The organism is Burkholderia ambifaria AMMD, assembly GCF_000203915.1.
GTDB lineage: Bacteria > Pseudomonadota > Gammaproteobacteria > Burkholderiales > Burkholderiaceae > Burkholderia > Burkholderia ambifaria.
The window spans coordinates 1,357,559-1,375,058 of the sequence record NC_008390.1; the positions used below are offsets into that span (position 1 = coordinate 1,357,559).

The window sequence follows — 17,500 nt, forward strand, 5'->3', positions numbered from 1 at the left end:
CCAGGCGCGCGGCTCACGCACGCTTTTTCAATGCCGCGAGCATCGCGTCGGCGAACGCCTGCGTGACGCGCGGCAGCGTGCGCCCGCGCTTCACGACGAGCGCGATCGGCCGCACGAACGCGGGGTCGTCGATCGGCTTCGCGACGAGATCGGGCTCGGCGCGCACCTCGCGCGCGGTCGCCGGCAGGATCGTCACGCCGAGTCCGCCGCGCACCATCGCGACGGCCGTCATCATGTAGGTTGGCTCGCACGCGATGTCGGGCGTGCAGCCGGCCGCGTCCAGTGCGGCATCGACCACGCCGCGCACGCTCGTGCCGCGCGCGGTCAGCACGAGCGGCACGGCAGCGACGTCGGCGGTGCGCACGCGCCGCTTGCGCGCGAGCGGATGATCCTTCGGGCACACGGCGACGAGCCGGTCGGCGCCCACGTACAGCACCTCCAGCGACGCATCGAACGCATCGCCCCCCGTCAGGCCGAGATCGGCTTCCTCGTTGCGCACCAGCGCGGTGACGAGGCTCGCGACCCCGTCACGAATCTCGAAGCCCGCACGCGGCACGTCGTGCCGGAACGACTGGATCAGCTCCGGCAGCAGGCTCGACGCGAAGGTCGGCAGGCACGCGAGCCGCACCGTGCCGCTCGCGCCTTCGCCGAGCGCACGCGCATCGCGCAGCACGCGCTCCATGTCGTCGAGCGAGCGCTGCAGCAGCGGCAGCAGTTCGCGCCCGGTTTGCGTGAGCGCGACGCTGCGGCTGTTGCGGTCGAACAGCCGCGCGCCGACGATTTCCTCGAGCCGCCGGATCTGCACGGTCAGCGCCGGCTGCGACAGATGCAGCCGCGCGGCCGCACGCGTGAAGTTGCCGGCGTGGGCGACGGTGACGAACGCGCGAATGTCGCGAAGATTCAGATCCATAACGATTCGTGATTGCTGCGATCAAATCATTTCAATTGTGCTATTGCTGCGCCGACCTTACGCTCGTCTCCAACAAAAGACAAGGTAGGAGACACGGATGCTGCCGTTACTCGGGCTTGGCACGATCGTCGTGCTGCTGGCCGCGATTCTGTCGAAGCGGATGTCGCCGCTCGTCGCGCTGATCATCGTGCCGATCGCGGCGTCGCTGATCGGCGGCTTCGGGCTGCATACGAGCAAATTCGTGATCGACGGGCTGAAGGGCCTCGCGCCCGTGGTCGGGATGTTCGTCTTCGCGATCCTCTATTTCGGGACGATCACCGACGCCGGCACGCTCGATCCGATCATCGATCGCATCCTGCGCGCGGTCGGCACGCGGCCCACGCGCATCGTGATGGGCACGACGCTGCTCGCGCTGCTGATCCACCTCGACGGCTCGGGCGCCGTCTGCTTTCTCGTGACGATTCCCGCGGTGCTGCCGCTGTACGACCGCCTGAAGATGGACCGGCGCGTGCTGGCCGCGGCCGTGTCGATGGCCGCGGGGATCAACTTCCTGCCGTGGACGGGGCCGATGATTCGCGCGTCGGCGTCGCTGCACCTGCCGGTGTCGGCGCTGTTCAATCCGCTGATTCCGGTGCAGGCGATCGGGCTCGTGTTCGTGTTCGGCGTCGCGTACTGGCTCGGCCGGCGCGAGGAGAAGCGGCTTGGCCTGTCGCGCGACGATGCATCGATTCCGCTGCCCAAACGCGAGCTGACGCCCGACGAGCAGGCGCTGCGCCGGCCGCACCTGTTCTGGTTCAACCTGGTGCTGACGCTCGTCGTGCTCGGCACGATGGTCGTGATGGGCGAGAAGATTCCGCCGGCGATCATGTTCATGGTCGGGCTGTGCGTCGCGCTGATGGTGAACTACCCGAACGTCGACATGCAGCGAAAGCGCATCGACGCGCATGCGCGCGCGGCGCTGATGATGGCCGGCATCCTGCTCGCGGCCGGGGTGTTTACCGGGATCATGCAGGGCAGCGGCATGCTGAAGGCGATGGCGCAGGCGGCGGTCGGCTTCGTGCCGCCGTCGATGGCCGGCCACATTCCGGTCGCGCTCGGCCTCGCGTCGATGCCGCTCAGCATGCTGTTCGATCCCGATTCGTTCTACTTCGGCGTGCTGCCGGTGATCGCGGAGGTGGCCGGCCAGTTCGGCGTGCCGGCCGTGCATGTCGGGCAGGCCGCGTTGCTCGGCCAGATGACGACCGGCTTTCCGGTCAGCCCGCTGACGCCCGCGACGTTCCTCGTCGTCGGCCTGTGCGGGATCGAGCTGGCCGAGCACCAGAAGTTCACGTTCCCGCTGCTGTTCGGCGCCTCGATCGTGATGACGATCGCGTGCGTCGTGCTGGGCGTTTTTTGATTGTTCCCGGCGCGCGCGCCGGATGACGGTACCGACATGACAGCAAAGCCACCACACGAACGGCGCGTGCGCATCGGCGCGGGCGCCGGCTACTCGGGCGACCGGATCGAGCCGGCGGTCGAACTGGCCGAACACGGACAGCTCGACTATCTCGTCTTCGAATGCCTGGCCGAGCGCACGATCGCGATCGCGCAGCAGGCGCGGCGCAAGGATCCGTCGCTCGGCTACGATCCGCTGCTCGACGCGCGCATGCAGGCCGTGCTGCCGGTGGCCGCGGCCAAGCGCGTGCGGATCGTGTCGAACATGGGCGCGGCCAACCCGCGCGCGGCCGCGCGGCGCACCGCGCAGATCGCGCGGTCGCTCGGCCTCGCGGGGCTGAAGGTCGCGGCGGTCGAAGGCGACGACGTGCTCGACGTCGTGCTGCGCGGCGCGTTGCGCTTCGAGGAGTCGGGCGACGAAGTCGCCGCGTATCGAGAGCGCATCGTATCCGCGAACGCGTATCTCGGCGCCGCGCCGATCGTCGACGCGCTCGCGGCCGGCGCGGACGTCGTGCTGACCGGGCGCGTCGCCGATCCGTCGCTGTTCGCCGCGCCGCTGATCCATGCGTTCGGCTGGCGGATGGACGACTGGGACACGCTGGGGGCCGCGACGGTCGTCGGCCATTTGCTCGAATGCGCGGGGCAGGTGACGGGCGGCTATTTCGCCGACCCCGGCTACAAGGACGTGCCGGATCTCGCGCGGCTCGGCTTCCCGATCGGCGAGGTCGCGGCCGACGGCTCGGTCGTGATCACCAAGGTGCCGCACGCGGGCGGCCGCGTGAGCGCGGCGACCTGCAAGGAACAGCTGCTGTACGAGATCCACGATCCGGCGCGCTACCTGCAGCCCGACGTCGTCGCGGATTTCACGCGCGTGGCCGTCGCGGAGGAGGCGCCGGACCGCGTGCGCGTGACGGGCGGGCGCGGCACCGCGCGCCCCGACACCCTGAAGGTGTCGGTCGCGTATGTCGACGGTCATATCGGCGAAGGACAGATCTCGTACGGCGGGCCGGGGGCGCTGGCGCGCGCGCGGCTCGCGCTCGACATCGTGCGCGAGCGGCTTGCGCTCACCGGCGTGGCCGCGACCGAGTTGCGCTCCGATCTGATCGGCGTCGACGCGCTGTACGGCGACGCGACGCCCGTCGTGCGCGGCGAGCCGGCCGAAGTCCGCGTGCGGGTGGCTGGCCGCGCGGCGACTGCCGCCGAGGCCGCGCGGATCGGCAATGAAGTCGAGACGCTGTATACGAACGGGCCGGCCGGCGGCGGCGGCGCGTTCAAGTCGACCCGCGAGGTGATCGCGGTGCAGTCGGTGCTGCTGCCGCGCGCGGCCGTGACGCCGTCGTTTTCATTCGTGGAGGCCTGATGCAACTGCGTGAACTCGCGCATGCGCGCACCGGCGACAAGGGCAATACGCTGAACGTGTCGGTCATCTGCCGCGATCCGCGACACTACGAGCACCTGCGCACGCATCTCGATGCGCGGGCGGTGAAGACGTGGCTCGCGGGCATCGTGCACGGCGACGTCGTGCGCTACGAGCTGCCGGCGCTGGCCGCGTTCAACTTCGTGCTGCGCGATGCGCTGGGCGGCGGCGTCACGCGCTCGCTCGCGCTGGACGCGCACGGCAAGTCGGTCAGTTCGGCGCTGCTGGCGATCGAGGTGCCGGAGCCGGCGTGATGATGTGACGGTGTGCGTCGCTGGCGGGGCGTGCGCTCATGGTCACGTTCGCGGTTGCGGAATCGGCCGTTCGCGGCGCCGCGCCTGCGTGCTCGACTGGTTCGCCTGTAACGTACGGGCGTGGCACGGCGCGAGACTCCGGAGGCCGAGCCGGGTGTCTCCGCAGATTTTTTTGCATGGTCTGACCAGTCTAACCTCAAGTTGCCGCACGGCCGGTCGTTAAATCCGTTTGCGTACTCATTAACTGTCCGATAACAACGCGCAACCGGAGATCGTCGTCATCATGCTGTCATCAATTCGCGCCCGGATCGTGGCGACCTGCGTCGCTATCGTCGTCACGGCGCTCGCCGTCACCGGCGGCCTCGTGTACCAGGTCGTCAAGCGACACAACGACGAAACCATCGACCGGAACCTCCAGTCCGTCCTGGCCGGCCACGCGCTGGCGCTCGACGAGTGGGTCGCCGGCCGCGCGCAGCAGACCCAGGCGCTGGCGGATACGCTGGCGGTCGGCGAAGGCGATCCGCTGCCGGCACTCACGCTGCTCGGCAAGTCGGGCGGGTTCCAGGTGCTGACGCTCGGCCTGCCGGACCACACGGCCTTCTCGAACATCCCGCTCGCGCCCGGTTACGATCCGACCGCGCGCCCGTGGTACAAGCAGGCGGTTGAGGCCGGCCGGCTCGTCGTCACCGCGCTGTATCAGGACGCGTCGACCGGCAAGCCGGCGTTTGCATTCGCGGTGCCGATCATGCGCGGCGGCACGCTGAAGGGCGTGCTGGCGGCGAGTCTCTACATGGAACGCGCGAGCGCGATCGTCGCGTCGATGCACCCGACGCCGGCGAGTTTCGCGTTTCTCGTCGACCGCGGCGGGCGCCTCATCGCGGGCGCGAAGACCGACCTGATCATGAAACCGGCCGTGCAGTTGTCGCCGGAACTGACGCCCGAGCACCTCGCGAGCCTGCAGAGCGCGAGCGAGCCGGTGGCGATCGCGGTGGACGGCGTGACCAAGCTGTTGCGCGCGCAACCGATCGCCGGTACCGACTGGTCGCTCGTGATGGCGCTCGACCGGTCGGACGTGACGGCCGGCATGCGGGCCGTCGCGACGACGACGCTCGTGGCCATCGTCATCGTGGCCTGTATCGCGGCCGCGCTCGTCGGCGCGCTGACGAACGCGGCATTCAAGCGCGTGCTGCTGGTGCGCGATGCGCTGACCGACGTCGCCAGCGGGAGCGGCGACCTGACCAAGCGGCTGCGGGCGGACGGCAACGACGAGGCCGCGCAGATCGCGCGCGCGTTCAACCTGTTTGCGGAAAAGATTTCGGCGATCCTGCTGCAGATCCGCGGGTTCAGCGAATCCGTGAGCGTGGCGAGCGCGGAGATCGCGCAGGGCAATCAGGACCTGTCGGGCCGCACCGAGCATGCGGCGTCGAGCCTCCAGGAAACCGCGGCGGCGCTCGAGGAGATTGCCGGCACGGCGCGCAACTCGGCCGACGCGGCGACGCAGGTAAACCGCCTCGCGGAATCGGCGTCGGGCGTGGCGATGCGCGGCGGCGAGGTGGTGAGCCAGGTGGTCGCGACGATGGGCGAGATCACGGCGGCGTCGAACGAAATCTCGAACATCATCGGCGTGATCGACGGCATCGCGTTCCAGACCAACATCCTCGCATTGAATGCGGCCGTCGAGGCGGCACGCGCGAACGAGCACGGGCGAGGCTTCGCGGTCGTCGCGGGCGAGGTGCGCACGCTCGCGCAGCGCAGCGCGCAGGCCGCCAAGGAAATCAAGCAACTGATCCAGGCGTCCGTCGACAAGATCGAGGGCGGGTCGGGGCTCGTGCACACGGCGGGCGCCACGATGGACGAGATCGTCGAGGGCGTGCGCGGCATCACGAGCGTGATCGCCGAAATGACGGTGGCGGCGAACGAGCAGAGCACCGGCCTCGCGCAGGTGAACCAGGCGGTGTCGCAGCTCGATCATTCGACGCAGCAGAACGCGGCGCTCGTCGAGGAGTCCGCCGCGGCCGCGGCGCTGTTGCGCGAGCAGGCGGCGCAGCTCGCGCAAATAGTGGGCGAATTCAAGCTGGCGCAGCCGCAAACGGCCGATACCGCGCGGGTGTGACGCGGCGCGCGCCGGGCGAGTGCGATGCGCACTTGCGATGCCGCGCCGTGCGTGTACGCTACGGCCTCGCGGGCATCGCCCGCGCGTGCGGCAGGGGCCGCGCGCATCGACCGGATCCTGGAATGAAGAACGAGATCATCACGCTGGAGGGCGTGAAGGGCGCGGCCATGCGCGGTGGATGGTTCGCGGCGATTGCGGTGTATGTCGCGCTGGCGGGACTGGGCGTAGCTGCCGCGCACGCGGCGGTGCCCGTGTCGTGCGACGAAGGGCTGACACGACTGATCGTGCCGGCATTGCGGCATCCCGCGTTCGAGCGGCGCGCGATCCATGCGGAGCCGGCGGAGCTGACCGGTCAACCGGAAGGCGTGTACGGCGTCAGGCTGTTCGTGAAGCCCGACCATCCGGGCACGCCGAACCAGGACGCGACGATCGGTTGGGTCACGCTCGACGCACATGCGTTGCGTGCGCTCGACGTCACGCGCGATCCGGCGCAGCCTGATGTGCTGGCGATCGACCCGCACGCGCTGTCGCGCTACATATCGACGTGTATCGCCCCGGCCGCGCCTGCCAGGACCATCGCATCCGCTCCCGGCGCGATCGATTGTGACGCGCTGAACCGTCGCGCACAGGAGCGGGGCGACGTCGTGACGATCCGCGACGCGGGACGCATCGTGACAGGCAAGGGGCGACTGCCGTTCTTTTCCGCGCCGGATGACGCATGCCGAATCGGCGGGCTGTTCATCGTCGAGCACGATCACGTCGCCGCGCGAACCGAATACGGCCGGTTCACGTCGGTCACCTACCTGAACCCCCGCACGAAAAGCCGGGCCGACGGCTGGGTGCCGACAGCGCGGCTGAAGCGCGACGGTACCGGCATCGCGCCGCGGCAACCGTGATCGCCGGCCTGACTCACCCAATCGAACTCCGACATGGACATCCGGAACGTGAAATCGCGTATCAAGCTGCCCGCGGCGACCCTCGCCGCACTGTCCGCCGTCGCGGCACTCACCGCGCTCGTCGCGCCATCACCGGCCAATGCCGCCGAGCCGGCGCATCCCGAGCGTCAACTGCAAAAGTTCATCCACGACACCTACGGCAACTGGCGCGCCGATCGCAAGGGCTGGCAGTCGGACGCCGGTGATTTCATTTACGCGTCGTGCGGATCGCTGCGCGTCGCGACGGCCGACGGCCCGCGCACGCTGCTCGCGATGTGCGGCGAGACCGAGGACGCCGTGCAGAACGGCATGCCGGGGATGGATTCCGATGCGACGCCGGGCACCATCGACCTGTACGTGCTTCGTCCTTCGCAGGACGGCGCGACGCTCGAACCGGCGCTGAAGAAGACGGGCATCGTGTCCGGCGGCCGCGGCGAGCCGGGCACGGTAAGCATCCAGCGGCTTGGGCCGCATCTGTTCGGTTTCGTTCTCGGCAACAGCGACTCGCGGCAAGGCTATACGCAAAGCATGCGCTCGATCTGGCTGCCGTACGGAGACGCGCTGGTGCCGGCGGCGGCGCGCATCGACGAAGCGCTCGACAATGCGGAATCGAACGAATGCGCGAACGATCCCGCGCGCTGCGAGGCACGCCGCTTCGCGATCGCGCCGGACACGAGCGTCAACGATAGCGTCTATCCGCTGATCGTCACCGAGACCGGCACGCGCGGCAATCGCGCGATTCACGCGCGCCATACGGTGAAGTTCGACGCGGCGCGCGGCCGCTACATCGTGCCGAAGGCCGTGCGCGACGGGTATTGAGCGGCCCGTGCGGGGTACCGCAGAACCGCGGATCCGGGCGGCATCGCGCCGCCCGCCCGTCACACGTACACGTAGCGCACGAGGTGGAAGAACACCGGCGCCGCGAAGCAGATCGAGTCGACGCGATCGAGCATCCCGCCGTGGCCCGCGATCATCGAGCCCCAGTCCTTGGTGCCGAGCGAGCGCTTCACGGCCGACAGCACGAGGCCGCCGACGAAGCCCGCGATCACGATCGCGAGCGAGATCCCGAACGCCGCGCCGAAGCTGAACGGCGTCACGCGATACAGCGACGCGCCGCACAGCGTGGCGAGCAGGCCGCCGCCGATGAAGCCCTCGACCGTCTTCGACGGCGACAGGCGCGGCGCGATCTTGCGTCGCCCGCACAGCTTGCCGACCACGTACTGCAGCACGTCGCTGATCTGCACGACGAACAGGAAGAAGAACAGCAGCAGCGCGTTCTGCCCCGCGTAGCGCGGAATGTCGAGGATCAGCACGGCCGGTGCATGGCTCAGTCCGTACACGCAGACCATCAGCGCCCAGTTGATCTTCGCGTTGCGGCTCAGGAATTCGCGCGTGTCCTGCGTGAGCGCCGACACCAGCGACATCGCGAAGAACAGGTGGACCGGCACGAAGATCGAGTACATCCCGTACCAGTTGATCCCGAGCAGCACGTACTGCACCGGAATCGCGACGAAGAACGCGATGAAGAGCGTCGTATGGTCGCTCGCGGTGGTCGGCGTGAGCGTGATGAATTCGCGCAGCGTCAGGTACGACAGCAGCGCGAACACCAGGTACGTGACGTTGTTGCCGAGGCTGATCGCGATGACCATGATCGCGATCATCGCCCACCACGCGCGGATGCGCTGATTCAGGTTGACGACGGTCGCGCTCGCGCCGCCGCTGCGCGCGCCGAGGATCGCGCCGATCACCGTCGCGAGCACCAGCACGCCGGTGACGCCCGCGACCAGTTCCCAGAAGAGAGTTCGCATGAAGAGGTCCGGAAAAGGGAGAGGAGGGCGCCGCGATCAGCCGGCCGGCCGCTGCGGCGGCGCGAGCGCGACGATCGCGTCGCGCATGCGAGTGAGAAAGGCCGGCTTGTCTTCACCGGCGCCGAGCGCGTCGTTCGCACCGACGTGCACCTTGCAGATCAGCGGCACGGGCCAGATCGCGCCCTTCGGCATGATGCGCTGCAGGTTCTCGAGATAGACCGGCACGAGCGCGACGTCGGGAAACTCCGTCGCGAGATGGAACAGGCCGCTCTTGAATGGCTGCGGCAGCACGTCGGCGCCGCGCGTGCCTTCCGGGAAGATGATGATCGAGTGGCCTTGCCGTAGCGCATCGCGCACGGGATCCAATGGATTGCCGCCGTTTTCGCGATGCCGGTCGATCAGCACGACGTTCAGCAGCTTCTGCGCGATATGGCGCTTCAGGTCGCTGCTGTCCCAGTAGTCGCGCGCGGCGACCGGCCGCACGACCGCGCGCACGTCGCGCGGCAGCGCGGCCAGGATCGCGAGCGTATCGATGTGGCTCGTGTGGTTCGAGAAGTAGATCTTCTGCGTCGGCGACGGCGGCGCCTGATGCCAGACCGGATACGCGCCGGCGACGAGCCGGACGATCGACAGCAGGAAATCGCGCTGCCAGACGTTCAGGATGTTCATCGGCGCCGCGCCTCCTGCCTGCATGCTCCCGCGGCCGCGCACGCGCGGCAGGCGGAATCCCGGAATGCCGGCGCGGCAGGATGCGCACCGGACGGCCATTGTTTAAGTTTTTTCAAATTCGTGGCTGCCTGTCGCAGGGCCGCGATAATCGGACGATGCGCCGGCGGACGTCGCGGCGCGGTCGCCGGTCGGCGGCGTGATAATCGCCTGTTGCACGAGCGCCCGTTTGCAGTTCGAATGGATCTTGCTGCGATCGGGCCAGCGGATTATCGCGAGTTTCCGTCAAAAACGCCAGATTGCCCGCGCGGCGCCAGCGGCGTGCTGCTTGACGCGTCGGGGCCGCTCGGCGACGATTACGGCCACCTGTCGAAAAGCCGTCGATGCCGACGGTTGCGCCGCCCGGGGCATGGCGGCTGGAAACGTGTCCGAATGAGCAGAACCAATAAAACGATGAGCCTCTACGCACTCAAACCGAAATTCCAGAACCGTCTGCGTCCGTTCGCGGATTCGCTTGCCGAGCGCGGCGTCACCGCCAACCAGGTCACGCTGTTCGCGGCCGGCGGCTCGATCGTCGTCGGCGCGCTCGCGGGGCTCGGCGTGTTCGCCCGCGTGCTGTTCCTGCTGATCCCGATCTGGCTGTTCGCGCGGATGGCGCTCAACGCGATCGACGGCATGCTCGCCCGCGAACACGGGCAGAAGAGCACGCTCGGCGCGTACCTGAACGAGCTCGGCGACGTCGTGTCCGATGTCGCGCTCGTGCTGCCGTTCCTCGCGATTCCCGCGTTCGCTCCGGCGGACGTCTGGCTGTTCGCGCTGATGGCGGTCATCGTCGAATGCGCGGGGCTGATCGGCCCGCTCGCCGGTGCGACGCGCCGCTACGACGGCCCGTTCGGCAAGAGCGACCGCGCGCTCGCGCTCGGCGCGTTCGCGCTGTGGATCGGCTTCGGCCTGCCGGTCGGCAGCGTCGCCGCGTGGCTGTGGCGCGTGCTGATCGTGCTGTCGATCGTGACGGTGGTGCGGCGCGTGCAGGCCGGCGTCGCCGAAGCGGGCGGCTGACGGTCAACGGATGGGCCGGCGCCTGAGGGCGGCGCCGCATGATTCGAACAACGAAACGAGAGAAACGCATGAGCGCACGCACGGCCCGCGAGGCTGACTTCATCACGCACGACGGCGAAACGCTGTTCTATCGTCACTGGCCCGCGACGGGCCCGCGCTGCCGCGGCGCGATCGTGCTGCTGCATCGCGGCCACGAACATTCGGCGCGCGTCGCGCATCTCGTCGACGAGCTCGACCTGCCGGACTTCGCGTTCTTCGCATGGGATGCGCGCGGCCACGGCCGCTCGCCCGGCGCGCGCGGCTACAGCCCGAGCGCGGCCGCGTCGGTGCGCGACCTGCAGATCTTCGTCGAGCATATCCGCGACACGCACGGCATCGCGATCGAGGACATCGCCGTGGTCGGGCAGAGCGTCGGCGCGGTGCTCGCGGCCACCTGGGTACACGATTACGCGCCGCCGATCCGCTGCCTCGTGGTCGCGTCGCCGGCGTTCCACATCAAGCTCTACGTGCCGTTCGCGCGGCCGGGGCTGCGGCTGATGCACAAGCTGCGCGGGCTGTTCTACGTGAACAGCTACGTGAAACCGAAATTCCTCACGCATGACCCCGAACGGATCGCGAGCTATGCGGCCGATCCGCTGATCACGCGGCCGATCGCCGTCAACATGCTGCTCGACCTGCACGACACCGCGAAGCGGATCGTCGCCGATGCGGCCGCGATCACCGTGCCGACGCAGCTGCTGATCTCCGGCGCCGACTGGGTCGTCCATCGCGGCCCGCAAGACCGCTTCTTCGAGCGGCTCGGCGCCGTGCGCAAGGAGCGCATCGTGCTGCCCGGCTTCTATCACGACACGCTCGGCGAGCGCGACCGCGCGCAGGCGCTCGCGCCGCTGCGCACCTTCGTGCTGCGCGAGTTCGATACGCCGAGCCCGCGCGTGTCGCTCGCCGACGCCGACCGGCGCGGCGCATTCCACGACGAATACGCGGCGCTCGGCCGGCCGCCCGCGAACCCGTTCGCCCGCGCGTACTGGGCGATCACGCGGGCGGGGCTGAAGGCAGGCGGCGCGCTGTCGGACGGCATCGCGCTCGGGTTGCGGCTCGGCTTCGATTCGGGCTCGACGCTCGACTACGTGTACCGCAACCGCGCGCAGGGCCGGCTCGGCGTCGGCGCGCTGATCGACCGCACCTATCTCGATTCGCCGGGCTGGGTCGGCATCCGTCAGCGCAAGGTGCATCTGCAGGAGCTGATCGGCGCGGCGATCGGGCGGCTGCGCGGCCTCGGCGAACCCGTGCGGATCGTCGACATCGCGGCCGGGCACGGACGCTATGTGCTCGACGCGATCGCGACGGCCGCCGAACGCGACGGCGCGGCGCCCGACGACATCACGCTGCGCGACTACAGCCCGCCGAACGTCGAGGCCGGACGCGTGCTGATCGCGCAGCGCGGCCTCGAGCCGATCGCGCGCTTCGAGCGCGGCGACGCGTTCGACGAGGCGTCGCTCGCGACGCTCGAGCCGCGCCCGACGCTCGCGATCGTGTCGGGGCTGTATGAACTGTTCGGCGAGAACGCGCTGATCGAGCGCTCGCTGCGCGGGCTCGCGCAGGCGGTGCCGCCCGGCGGCTATCTCGTCTATACGGGGCAGCCGTGGCATCCGCAGCTCGAATTCATCGCGCGTGCGCTGAACAACCATCGCGGCGACGCGACCTGGGTGATGCGCCGCCGCTCGCAGGCCGAGATGGACGAGCTCGTCGCGCGCGCCGGTTTCCGCAAGCTCGACCAGCGCATCGACGAGATGGGCATCTTCACGGTGAGCCTCGCGCAGCGGGTCGACGCGTCGTGAGCGCGCTCGGCGGTGGCGCGGGCGGCGGTCTGGCCGAGCCGGCGGCCGGCGCGCGCGATGCGTCGTTCGCGCTGCGCGTCGGCTGGCTCGCGGCGATGGGCGCGGTGTTCTTCTCGACCTACGGCTTCGCGAACTGGCTCGCCGCGCGCCGCGCCGAGGTGCCGACCTTCGCGTTCGGCTGGGAGCACGCGATTCCGTTCGTGCCGTGGACCATCGTGCCGTACTGGTCGATCGACCTGCTGTACGCGCTGTCGTTCTTCTTCTGGACTCGCCGCGACGATCTGCTCGATCACGTGAAGCGGCTGTTGACCGTGCAGCTGATCTCGGTCGCGTGCTTCATCGCATGGCCGCTGCGCTTCGGCTTCGAGCGGCCCGATGCGGGCGGCGCGGCCGGCGCGCTGTTCACGCTGCTGATGGGATTCGACAAGCCGTTCAACCAGGCGCCGTCGCTGCACATCGGCCTGCTCGTCGTGTTGTGGGCCGTCTATGCGAAGCATCTGCGCGGCACCGCCGCGCGCATCGTGCTGCATGCGTGGTTCGCGGCGATCGGCGTGTCGGTGCTGACGACTTATCAGCATCACATGATCGACGTGCCGACCGGCGCGGCCGTCGGTTGTTTCGCGTTGTTCCTGTTTCCATTGCGTGACGCCGCGGGGCGGTTGCCGGGTGCAGCCGCTTTCCCGTCCGCCGCCGGCCGCGCGCTGGCGCGCCGCTACGCGCTCGGCGCGGCGCTGGTCGCGCTCGCGGCGCTTTACTGCGTGCCGCGTGCGCCGTGCGCGGCGCTGGCGGCCGGGTGGGGTGCGCTGGCGCTCGCGTGCGTTGCGTCGATCTATTGGCGCGGCGCGCCCGGCGCGTTCCAGAAGGACGATGCGGGCCGCTTGCCGGTGTCCGTCCGCTGGCTGCTCGCGCCGACGATCGCCGGGGCGTTCGTCAATTCGCGGTTATGGACGTTCCGGCAGCCGGCGGCGGTGCGGATCGACGAGCGCGTGTGGATCGGCCGCACGCCGACCACGCGTGACGTGCGGCGCCACGGCTTCACGGCGCTCGTCGACCTGACGGCCGAGATGCCGCGCTGGGCCGCGACCGACGCGTCTCTCGCGTATGTGGCGGTGCCGCAACTCGACCTCGTCGCGCCCACGCCCGCGCAGCTCGCGGCGGCCGTCGCGGCACTCGAACGCCTGCATGCGGAAGGGCGCGACGTGCTGGTCTGCTGCGCGCTCGGCTACGGGCGCAGCGTGTTGTGCGCGGCCGCGTGGGTCGCCGCGCGGCGCGGGCTGGGCGATGCGCGCGACGCGCTCGCGGCGGTACGGGCGGTGCGGCCGCGCGCGGTATGGTCGGACGACGGCGTGGCCGTGCTGCAGGACTGGATCGACCGCCGCCGCGTGACGGGAGGGCCGTGATGCGCGACCCGTCCGCACCGTTCCGGATCGCCGCCGCGCGCGGTGCGCTCGATGCGGGCGCGTGGGCGATCGCGGCCGCGTTGGCCGCGGCCGGCGCCGGGTGGTGGATCGCGTCGGGCTGGGCGCCGGCGACGATCGCGCGCGTGCTGCTGGCCGTGGTCAGTACCGGGTCGGGGATTGCCGCGCTGTGGTACGCGGTGCGCATCGAGATCGACCGCCGGCTGTTCGCCGCGCTGGCGCGGGCGGCGTCGTGCGATGCGTCGGTCGACGACGGGCTCGCCGCGCTCGATCGCGCGCTTGTCGAGCTCGGCTGGATCGATGCAGGGAAGGCCGGACGCGCTTTGGACGACCGCGTGCGCGGCGCGGTCGGGCTGTGCCGTGCCGCCGTGCTGGTCGCGATCGTGCAGTGGATCGTGGTCGGGCTGGCGATCGCGGTGCCGCGGGTGGGTTAGTCGTGCGTGCGTGGCCCGGGCGGCCAGACGCGATCTGAGTCACGCGTCACACCTGCGCCTCCCGCCGCGTCCGCGTGCGCTTCACCTCGTACATCTCCCGATCCGCATGTTCGATCAGCGCGTTCATGTCGGTGCCGTCGTCGGGCAGCATCGCGATGCCGACGCTGACGCCGAGCCGCAGCGGATGCCCGTCGAATTCGAACGGCTCGCCAACCTTCCGCGCGAGCCGGGCGCGTTGCGCGTCGACGTCGTCGCGGCCGCCGACGTTCGGCAGGATCACTGCAAACTCGTCGCCGCCCACCGGCGCAACCGTATCCGAGCGCTAAGCCATCACGCCGCCCAGATCGAGGCCTCGGGGGACGGCGTGGCGGTGTCGACGAATTGATCCAAGTCAGTTTTCCATGAAGAAAGCGCGGCGCTCGGCGCGAGCTTGCGGTAGCATACGCGCCGCTCGCGCGGCAGCGCATTCCGGGCGGCCCGCAAGGGGTCGCAACCGGCATTCGGCCGGTAGTCGGGTGTTCGACCGGCCAGTCCGGGCGCGCCGGCAGTATGCCGGCCGGTCCGGCAGGCAGCAACGGCGTAATTCTTGCCATTCAATCGCGGCGCGCAGCATTTCCGACCGAATTGAGTTGTTTTTCGCTTCGTCAGCGCGAATCACGGTGAGTTTCGCCCTGATTTTGAGATAGTGTGACGAATGTGCGAGCGCCTGTGCCAGGCGCGCGCACCGTCTGACGAATCGGCAGCCAGAGAGTTCGCCGCGTCGTTTCGATAATTGCATTCAGGCCAGACATTGAGGGGAAGCAGTGGGGATGTGCACTCGCGGGCAGAGCTGCTGTGCGCGCGTCGGTCGCGACGCGCTTGATAACCGGACGATCACGACGATGCGGAGCCGCGCATGAAGCCGGCCGTTTCGCTGTTCGTCCTGTCGGTGGCCACGTTCGGCGCGCTCCATGCAGCCGCGCTGTCGGCCGCACCGATGCCGGCGGTGCCTGCTGCCGCGTCGGCGTCCGCCGGGACTCCGGCCGCGCCGTCGCCCGCCAGCGGCGCGGCCGTGCCGAATGCCGCCAGCGTGGCGTCCGCCGGGCTGCCGACGACGACCGTGCACCTGCCGTTCGCGTCGCTCGGCGCATTCGATCCGGTGCGCCTGCGCGGCGCCGACGACGCGCGCACGATCAACGCGGGCGTGCGGCTCGATCGCGTGGTGACCGGCGCGCGGCTGCGTCTGACCTACGCGTATTCGCCGTCGCTGGTGTTTCCCATGTCGCACCTGAAGGTGTCGATGAACGGCGAGGTGATCGCGACGGTCCCGTTCGACGCGAAGCGCGCGGGCCGCACGGTCACGCAGGACATCCCGATCGATCCGCGCTACTTCTCCGATTTCAACCAGATCGGCCTGCGCCTGATCGCGCATTACACGCTCGACCATTGCGAGGACCCGTCGAACTCGGCGTTGTGGGCCGACGTGAGCCCAACGAGCGAGCTGATCCTCGACGAATCGCCGCTGCGCCTGCCGAACGACCTCGCGCTGCTGCCCGCGCCGTTCTTCGACCGGCGCGACAACGGGCTGCTGCGGCTGCCGTTCGTGCTGCCGGCATCGCCCGATTCGGCGACGCTGCGCAGCGCCGGCGTGCTCGCGTCGTGGTTCGGCGCGCAGGCCGACTACCGGCAGGCGCGCTTCCCGGTCGCGGCGACGCTGCCGGCCGACGATCAGGCGGTGGTGGTCGGCACGGCCGCGAACCTGCCGGCCGGCCTCGCGCTGCCGTCGGTCAACGGCCCGCTGCTCGCGGTGGCCGACAACCCGGCCGCGCCGGGCCGCAAGCTGCTGGTCGTGACGGGCCGCACGGCGGCCGAAGTCGACGACGCGGTCGCGGCGCTGGTGCTCGGCCGTGCGGCGCTGTCGGGCCCGGCGGCCACTGTCGCGCACGTCGATCTCGGCGCGCCCCGCAAACCGTACGACGCGCCGCGCTGGCTGCCGGTGAACCGGCCGATCACCTTCCGCGAGCTCGTGTCGGACCCGCGCGAGCTCGAAGTGCGCGGCACGACGCCCGACGCGATCCGCCTGAACCTGCGCGTGCCGGCCGATCTCCATTCGTGGAACGGCTCGGGCGTGCCGATCACGCTGCGCTACCGCTATACGGCGCCGACGGTGCAGGACGACTCGACGCTCGCCGTCGAGATCAACGAACAGCTCGTGAAGTCGTACCGGCTCGGGCCGGCCCATGCGGAAGACGCGCGCGGGCGCATGCAGCTGCCGCTGCTCGCGGTGCCGGAAGGGCGCGTGACGAGCGATGTCGACATCCCGGCGTTTCGCGTCGGCAGCGGCAATCAGCTGCAGTTCCGCTTCACGCTCGATTCGCAGAAGACGGGGCTCTGCTCGAGCACCGCGACCGAGCCGCAGCGCGCGGCGATCGATCCCGATTCGACGATCGACTTCTCGCACTTCGTCCACTACGCGCAGTTGCCGAACCTCGCGTTCTTCGCGAACAGCGGCTTCCCGTTCACGCGCTTCGCCGACCTGTCGCAGACGGCCGTCGTGATCCCGGACCGGCCATCGCCGCAGGAGCTCGAAGCCTATCTGACGATGCTCGGCCACATGGGCCAGTGGACCGGCTTCCCGGCGCTGCGCGTGGAGGTTGCGCGGCCCGGCGACGTCGCCGCGCTGGCAGGGCGCAAGGACCTGCTCGTGATCGACGGCTCGCCCGCGTCGCCGCTGCTGTCGCACTGGCGCGCCGCGCTGCCGCTGACGATCGACCAGCAGGGCGGCACGGGCGCGACGCGGGTCGCCTTCTCGGTGAAGGAACGCTGGCGCAACGGCATCGGCATGGCCGACGGCGGCGCGCATATCGAGCAGACGGGCTCGCTCGCCGCGCTCGCCGGCTTCGAGCTGCCGGGCAGCCACGGCCGCAGCGTCGTCGCGCTGACGGCGACCGACCAGACGCGCCTGGCCGATCTGCTCGACGTATTCGAGAAGCCGGGCCTCGTGTCGCAGCTGCAGGGCGACCTCGCGCTGGTGCGGCCGGGGCAGGTGGACAGCCTCCGTGTGGGCGAGCCGTACGTGGTCGGCTTCGTGCCGTGGTATGCGCGCGTCTGGACGCAGGCGGCGCGGCATCCGGTCGTGCTCGGCGTGGTCGGCGTCGCCGCGGGGCTGCTGCTCGCGCTCGGCGTGTTCAGCGTGCTGCAGAGAATCGCCGCGCGTCGACGGGGGATGTAACGG

At 70.0% G+C, this 17,500-nt stretch carries 16 protein-coding genes; 11 read left to right on the plus strand and 5 right to left on the minus strand.

The window, feature by feature from the left end; all coding sequences use genetic code 11:
- Positions 1–13: 13 nt before the first annotated feature.
- The gene (locus BAMB_RS06295; RefSeq protein ID WP_011656565.1) at positions 14–910 is read right to left on the minus strand and encodes a LysR family transcriptional regulator; all 897 of its coding nucleotides are present in this window, start codon (positions 908–910) and stop codon (positions 14–16) included.
- A 97-nt stretch (positions 911–1,007) separates the two neighbouring features.
- Between BAMB_RS06295 and BAMB_RS06300 the strand changes: the two genes are divergently transcribed.
- From BAMB_RS06300 to BAMB_RS06325, 6 genes are all read left to right on the plus strand, one after another.
- Positions 1,008–2,306, plus strand: coding sequence for a CitMHS family transporter (locus tag BAMB_RS06300; protein ID WP_011656566.1), 1,299 nt, complete (start codon positions 1,008–1,010; stop codon positions 2,304–2,306).
- 36 nt (positions 2,307–2,342) lie between these two features.
- Positions 2,343–3,704 (plus strand): acyclic terpene utilization AtuA family protein, encoded by a 1,362-nt coding sequence (locus BAMB_RS06305; RefSeq protein WP_011656567.1) that lies wholly within the window; start codon positions 2,343–2,345, stop codon positions 3,702–3,704.
- Entirely contained in the window at positions 3,704–4,015 is a 312-nt protein-coding gene (locus tag BAMB_RS06310; protein ID WP_011656568.1) for an AtuA-related protein, read from the plus strand. The genes BAMB_RS06305 and BAMB_RS06310 overlap by 1 nt, the downstream gene beginning before the upstream one ends.
- Positions 4,016–4,298: 283 nt before the next feature.
- Positions 4,299–6,128 carry a methyl-accepting chemotaxis protein gene (locus BAMB_RS06315; RefSeq protein WP_011656569.1) on the plus strand — a complete coding sequence of 610 codons (1,830 nt, stop codon included), beginning with the start codon at positions 4,299–4,301 and terminating at the stop codon, positions 6,126–6,128.
- Between the two features lie 122 nt (positions 6,129–6,250).
- Positions 6,251–7,024, plus strand: a complete 774-nt coding sequence (locus tag BAMB_RS06320; RefSeq protein WP_011656570.1) for a hypothetical protein — start codon at positions 6,251–6,253, stop codon at positions 7,022–7,024.
- Positions 7,025–7,057: 33 nt separating this feature from the next.
- A complete protein-coding gene (locus tag BAMB_RS06325; RefSeq protein ID WP_011656571.1) occupies positions 7,058–7,882 on the plus strand; it encodes a hypothetical protein in 825 nt (274 codons plus the stop codon).
- A 59-nt stretch (positions 7,883–7,941) separates the two neighbouring features.
- Here BAMB_RS06325 and BAMB_RS06330 read toward each other — a convergent pair whose 3' ends face one another.
- Positions 7,942–8,871, minus strand: coding sequence for a phosphatidate cytidylyltransferase (locus BAMB_RS06330; RefSeq protein WP_011656572.1), 930 nt, complete (start codon positions 8,869–8,871; stop codon positions 7,942–7,944).
- A gap of 36 nt (positions 8,872–8,907) precedes the next feature.
- Positions 8,908–9,540, minus strand: a complete 633-nt coding sequence (locus BAMB_RS06335; protein WP_011656573.1) for a lysophospholipid acyltransferase family protein — start codon at positions 9,538–9,540, stop codon at positions 8,908–8,910.
- A 450-nt stretch (positions 9,541–9,990) separates the two neighbouring features.
- Between BAMB_RS06335 and BAMB_RS06340 the strand changes: the two genes are divergently transcribed.
- The 4 genes from BAMB_RS06340 to BAMB_RS06355 all read left to right on the plus strand — a co-directional run bounded on the left by BAMB_RS06340 (position 9,991) and on the right by BAMB_RS06355 (position 14,286).
- Positions 9,991–10,596, plus strand: coding sequence for a CDP-alcohol phosphatidyltransferase family protein (locus tag BAMB_RS06340; protein ID WP_011656574.1), 606 nt, complete (start codon positions 9,991–9,993; stop codon positions 10,594–10,596).
- A gap of 68 nt (positions 10,597–10,664) precedes the next feature.
- Positions 10,665–12,434 (plus strand): bifunctional alpha/beta hydrolase/class I SAM-dependent methyltransferase, encoded by a 1,770-nt coding sequence (locus tag BAMB_RS06345; RefSeq protein ID WP_041491146.1) that lies wholly within the window; start codon positions 10,665–10,667, stop codon positions 12,432–12,434.
- Complete coding sequence (locus BAMB_RS06350) at positions 12,431–13,834, plus strand: phosphatase PAP2/dual specificity phosphatase family protein (RefSeq protein ID WP_011656576.1); 1,404 nt, start codon at positions 12,431–12,433, stop codon at positions 13,832–13,834. Before BAMB_RS06345 ends, BAMB_RS06350 begins: the two co-directional genes overlap by 4 nt.
- A complete protein-coding gene (locus BAMB_RS06355; RefSeq protein ID WP_011656577.1) occupies positions 13,834–14,286 on the plus strand; it encodes a hypothetical protein in 453 nt (150 codons plus the stop codon). Before BAMB_RS06350 ends, BAMB_RS06355 begins: the two co-directional genes overlap by 1 nt.
- A 46-nt stretch (positions 14,287–14,332) precedes the next feature.
- Here BAMB_RS06355 and BAMB_RS06360 read toward each other — a convergent pair whose 3' ends face one another.
- The gene (locus tag BAMB_RS06360; RefSeq protein WP_232625456.1) at positions 14,333–14,566 is read right to left on the minus strand and encodes a diguanylate cyclase domain-containing protein; all 234 of its coding nucleotides are present in this window, start codon (positions 14,564–14,566) and stop codon (positions 14,333–14,335) included.
- 50 nt (positions 14,567–14,616) lie between these two features.
- Entirely contained in the window at positions 14,617–14,883 is a 267-nt protein-coding gene (locus tag BAMB_RS35205; protein WP_127456355.1) for a hypothetical protein, read from the minus strand.
- A gap of 298 nt (positions 14,884–15,181) precedes the next feature.
- On the opposite strand from BAMB_RS35205, the gene bcsB reads away from it, so the two are divergent.
- The gene (bcsB, locus tag BAMB_RS06365; protein WP_011656580.1) at positions 15,182–17,497 is read left to right on the plus strand and encodes a cellulose biosynthesis cyclic di-GMP-binding regulatory protein BcsB; all 2,316 of its coding nucleotides are present in this window, start codon (positions 15,182–15,184) and stop codon (positions 17,495–17,497) included.
- Positions 17,498–17,500 lie beyond the last annotated feature (3 nt).

What these genes read in the sequence shown, in the direction of transcription:
- BAMB_RS06355 (WP_011656577.1), top strand. Translation starts at nt 13,834, where the DNA reads ATGCGCGACCCGTCCGCACCGTTCCGGATCGCCGCCGCGCGCGGTGCG.
- BAMB_RS06335 (WP_011656573.1), bottom strand. Translation starts at nt 9,540, where the DNA reads ATGAACATCCTGAACGTCTGGCAGCGCGATTTCCTGCTGTCGATCGTC.
- BAMB_RS06295 (WP_011656565.1), bottom strand. Translation starts at nt 910, where the DNA reads ATGGATCTGAATCTTCGCGACATTCGCGCGTTCGTCACCGTCGCCCAC.
- BAMB_RS06340 (WP_011656574.1), top strand. Translation starts at nt 9,991, where the DNA reads ATGAGCCTCTACGCACTCAAACCGAAATTCCAGAACCGTCTGCGTCCG.
- BAMB_RS06325 (WP_011656571.1), top strand. Translation starts at nt 7,058, where the DNA reads ATGGACATCCGGAACGTGAAATCGCGTATCAAGCTGCCCGCGGCGACC.
- BAMB_RS06330 (WP_011656572.1), bottom strand. Translation starts at nt 8,871, where the DNA reads ATGCGAACTCTCTTCTGGGAACTGGTCGCGGGCGTCACCGGCGTGCTG.
- bcsB (WP_011656580.1), top strand. Translation starts at nt 15,182, where the DNA reads ATGAAGCCGGCCGTTTCGCTGTTCGTCCTGTCGGTGGCCACGTTCGGC.
- BAMB_RS06320 (WP_011656570.1), top strand. Translation starts at nt 6,251, where the DNA reads ATGAAGAACGAGATCATCACGCTGGAGGGCGTGAAGGGCGCGGCCATG.
- BAMB_RS06310 (WP_011656568.1), top strand. Translation starts at nt 3,704, where the DNA reads ATGCAACTGCGTGAACTCGCGCATGCGCGCACCGGCGACAAGGGCAAT.
- BAMB_RS06305 (WP_011656567.1), top strand. Translation starts at nt 2,343, where the DNA reads ATGACAGCAAAGCCACCACACGAACGGCGCGTGCGCATCGGCGCGGGC.
- BAMB_RS06300 (WP_011656566.1), top strand. Translation starts at nt 1,008, where the DNA reads ATGCTGCCGTTACTCGGGCTTGGCACGATCGTCGTGCTGCTGGCCGCG.
- BAMB_RS06345 (WP_041491146.1), top strand. Translation starts at nt 10,665, where the DNA reads ATGAGCGCACGCACGGCCCGCGAGGCTGACTTCATCACGCACGACGGC.
- BAMB_RS06315 (WP_011656569.1), top strand. Translation starts at nt 4,299, where the DNA reads ATGCTGTCATCAATTCGCGCCCGGATCGTGGCGACCTGCGTCGCTATC.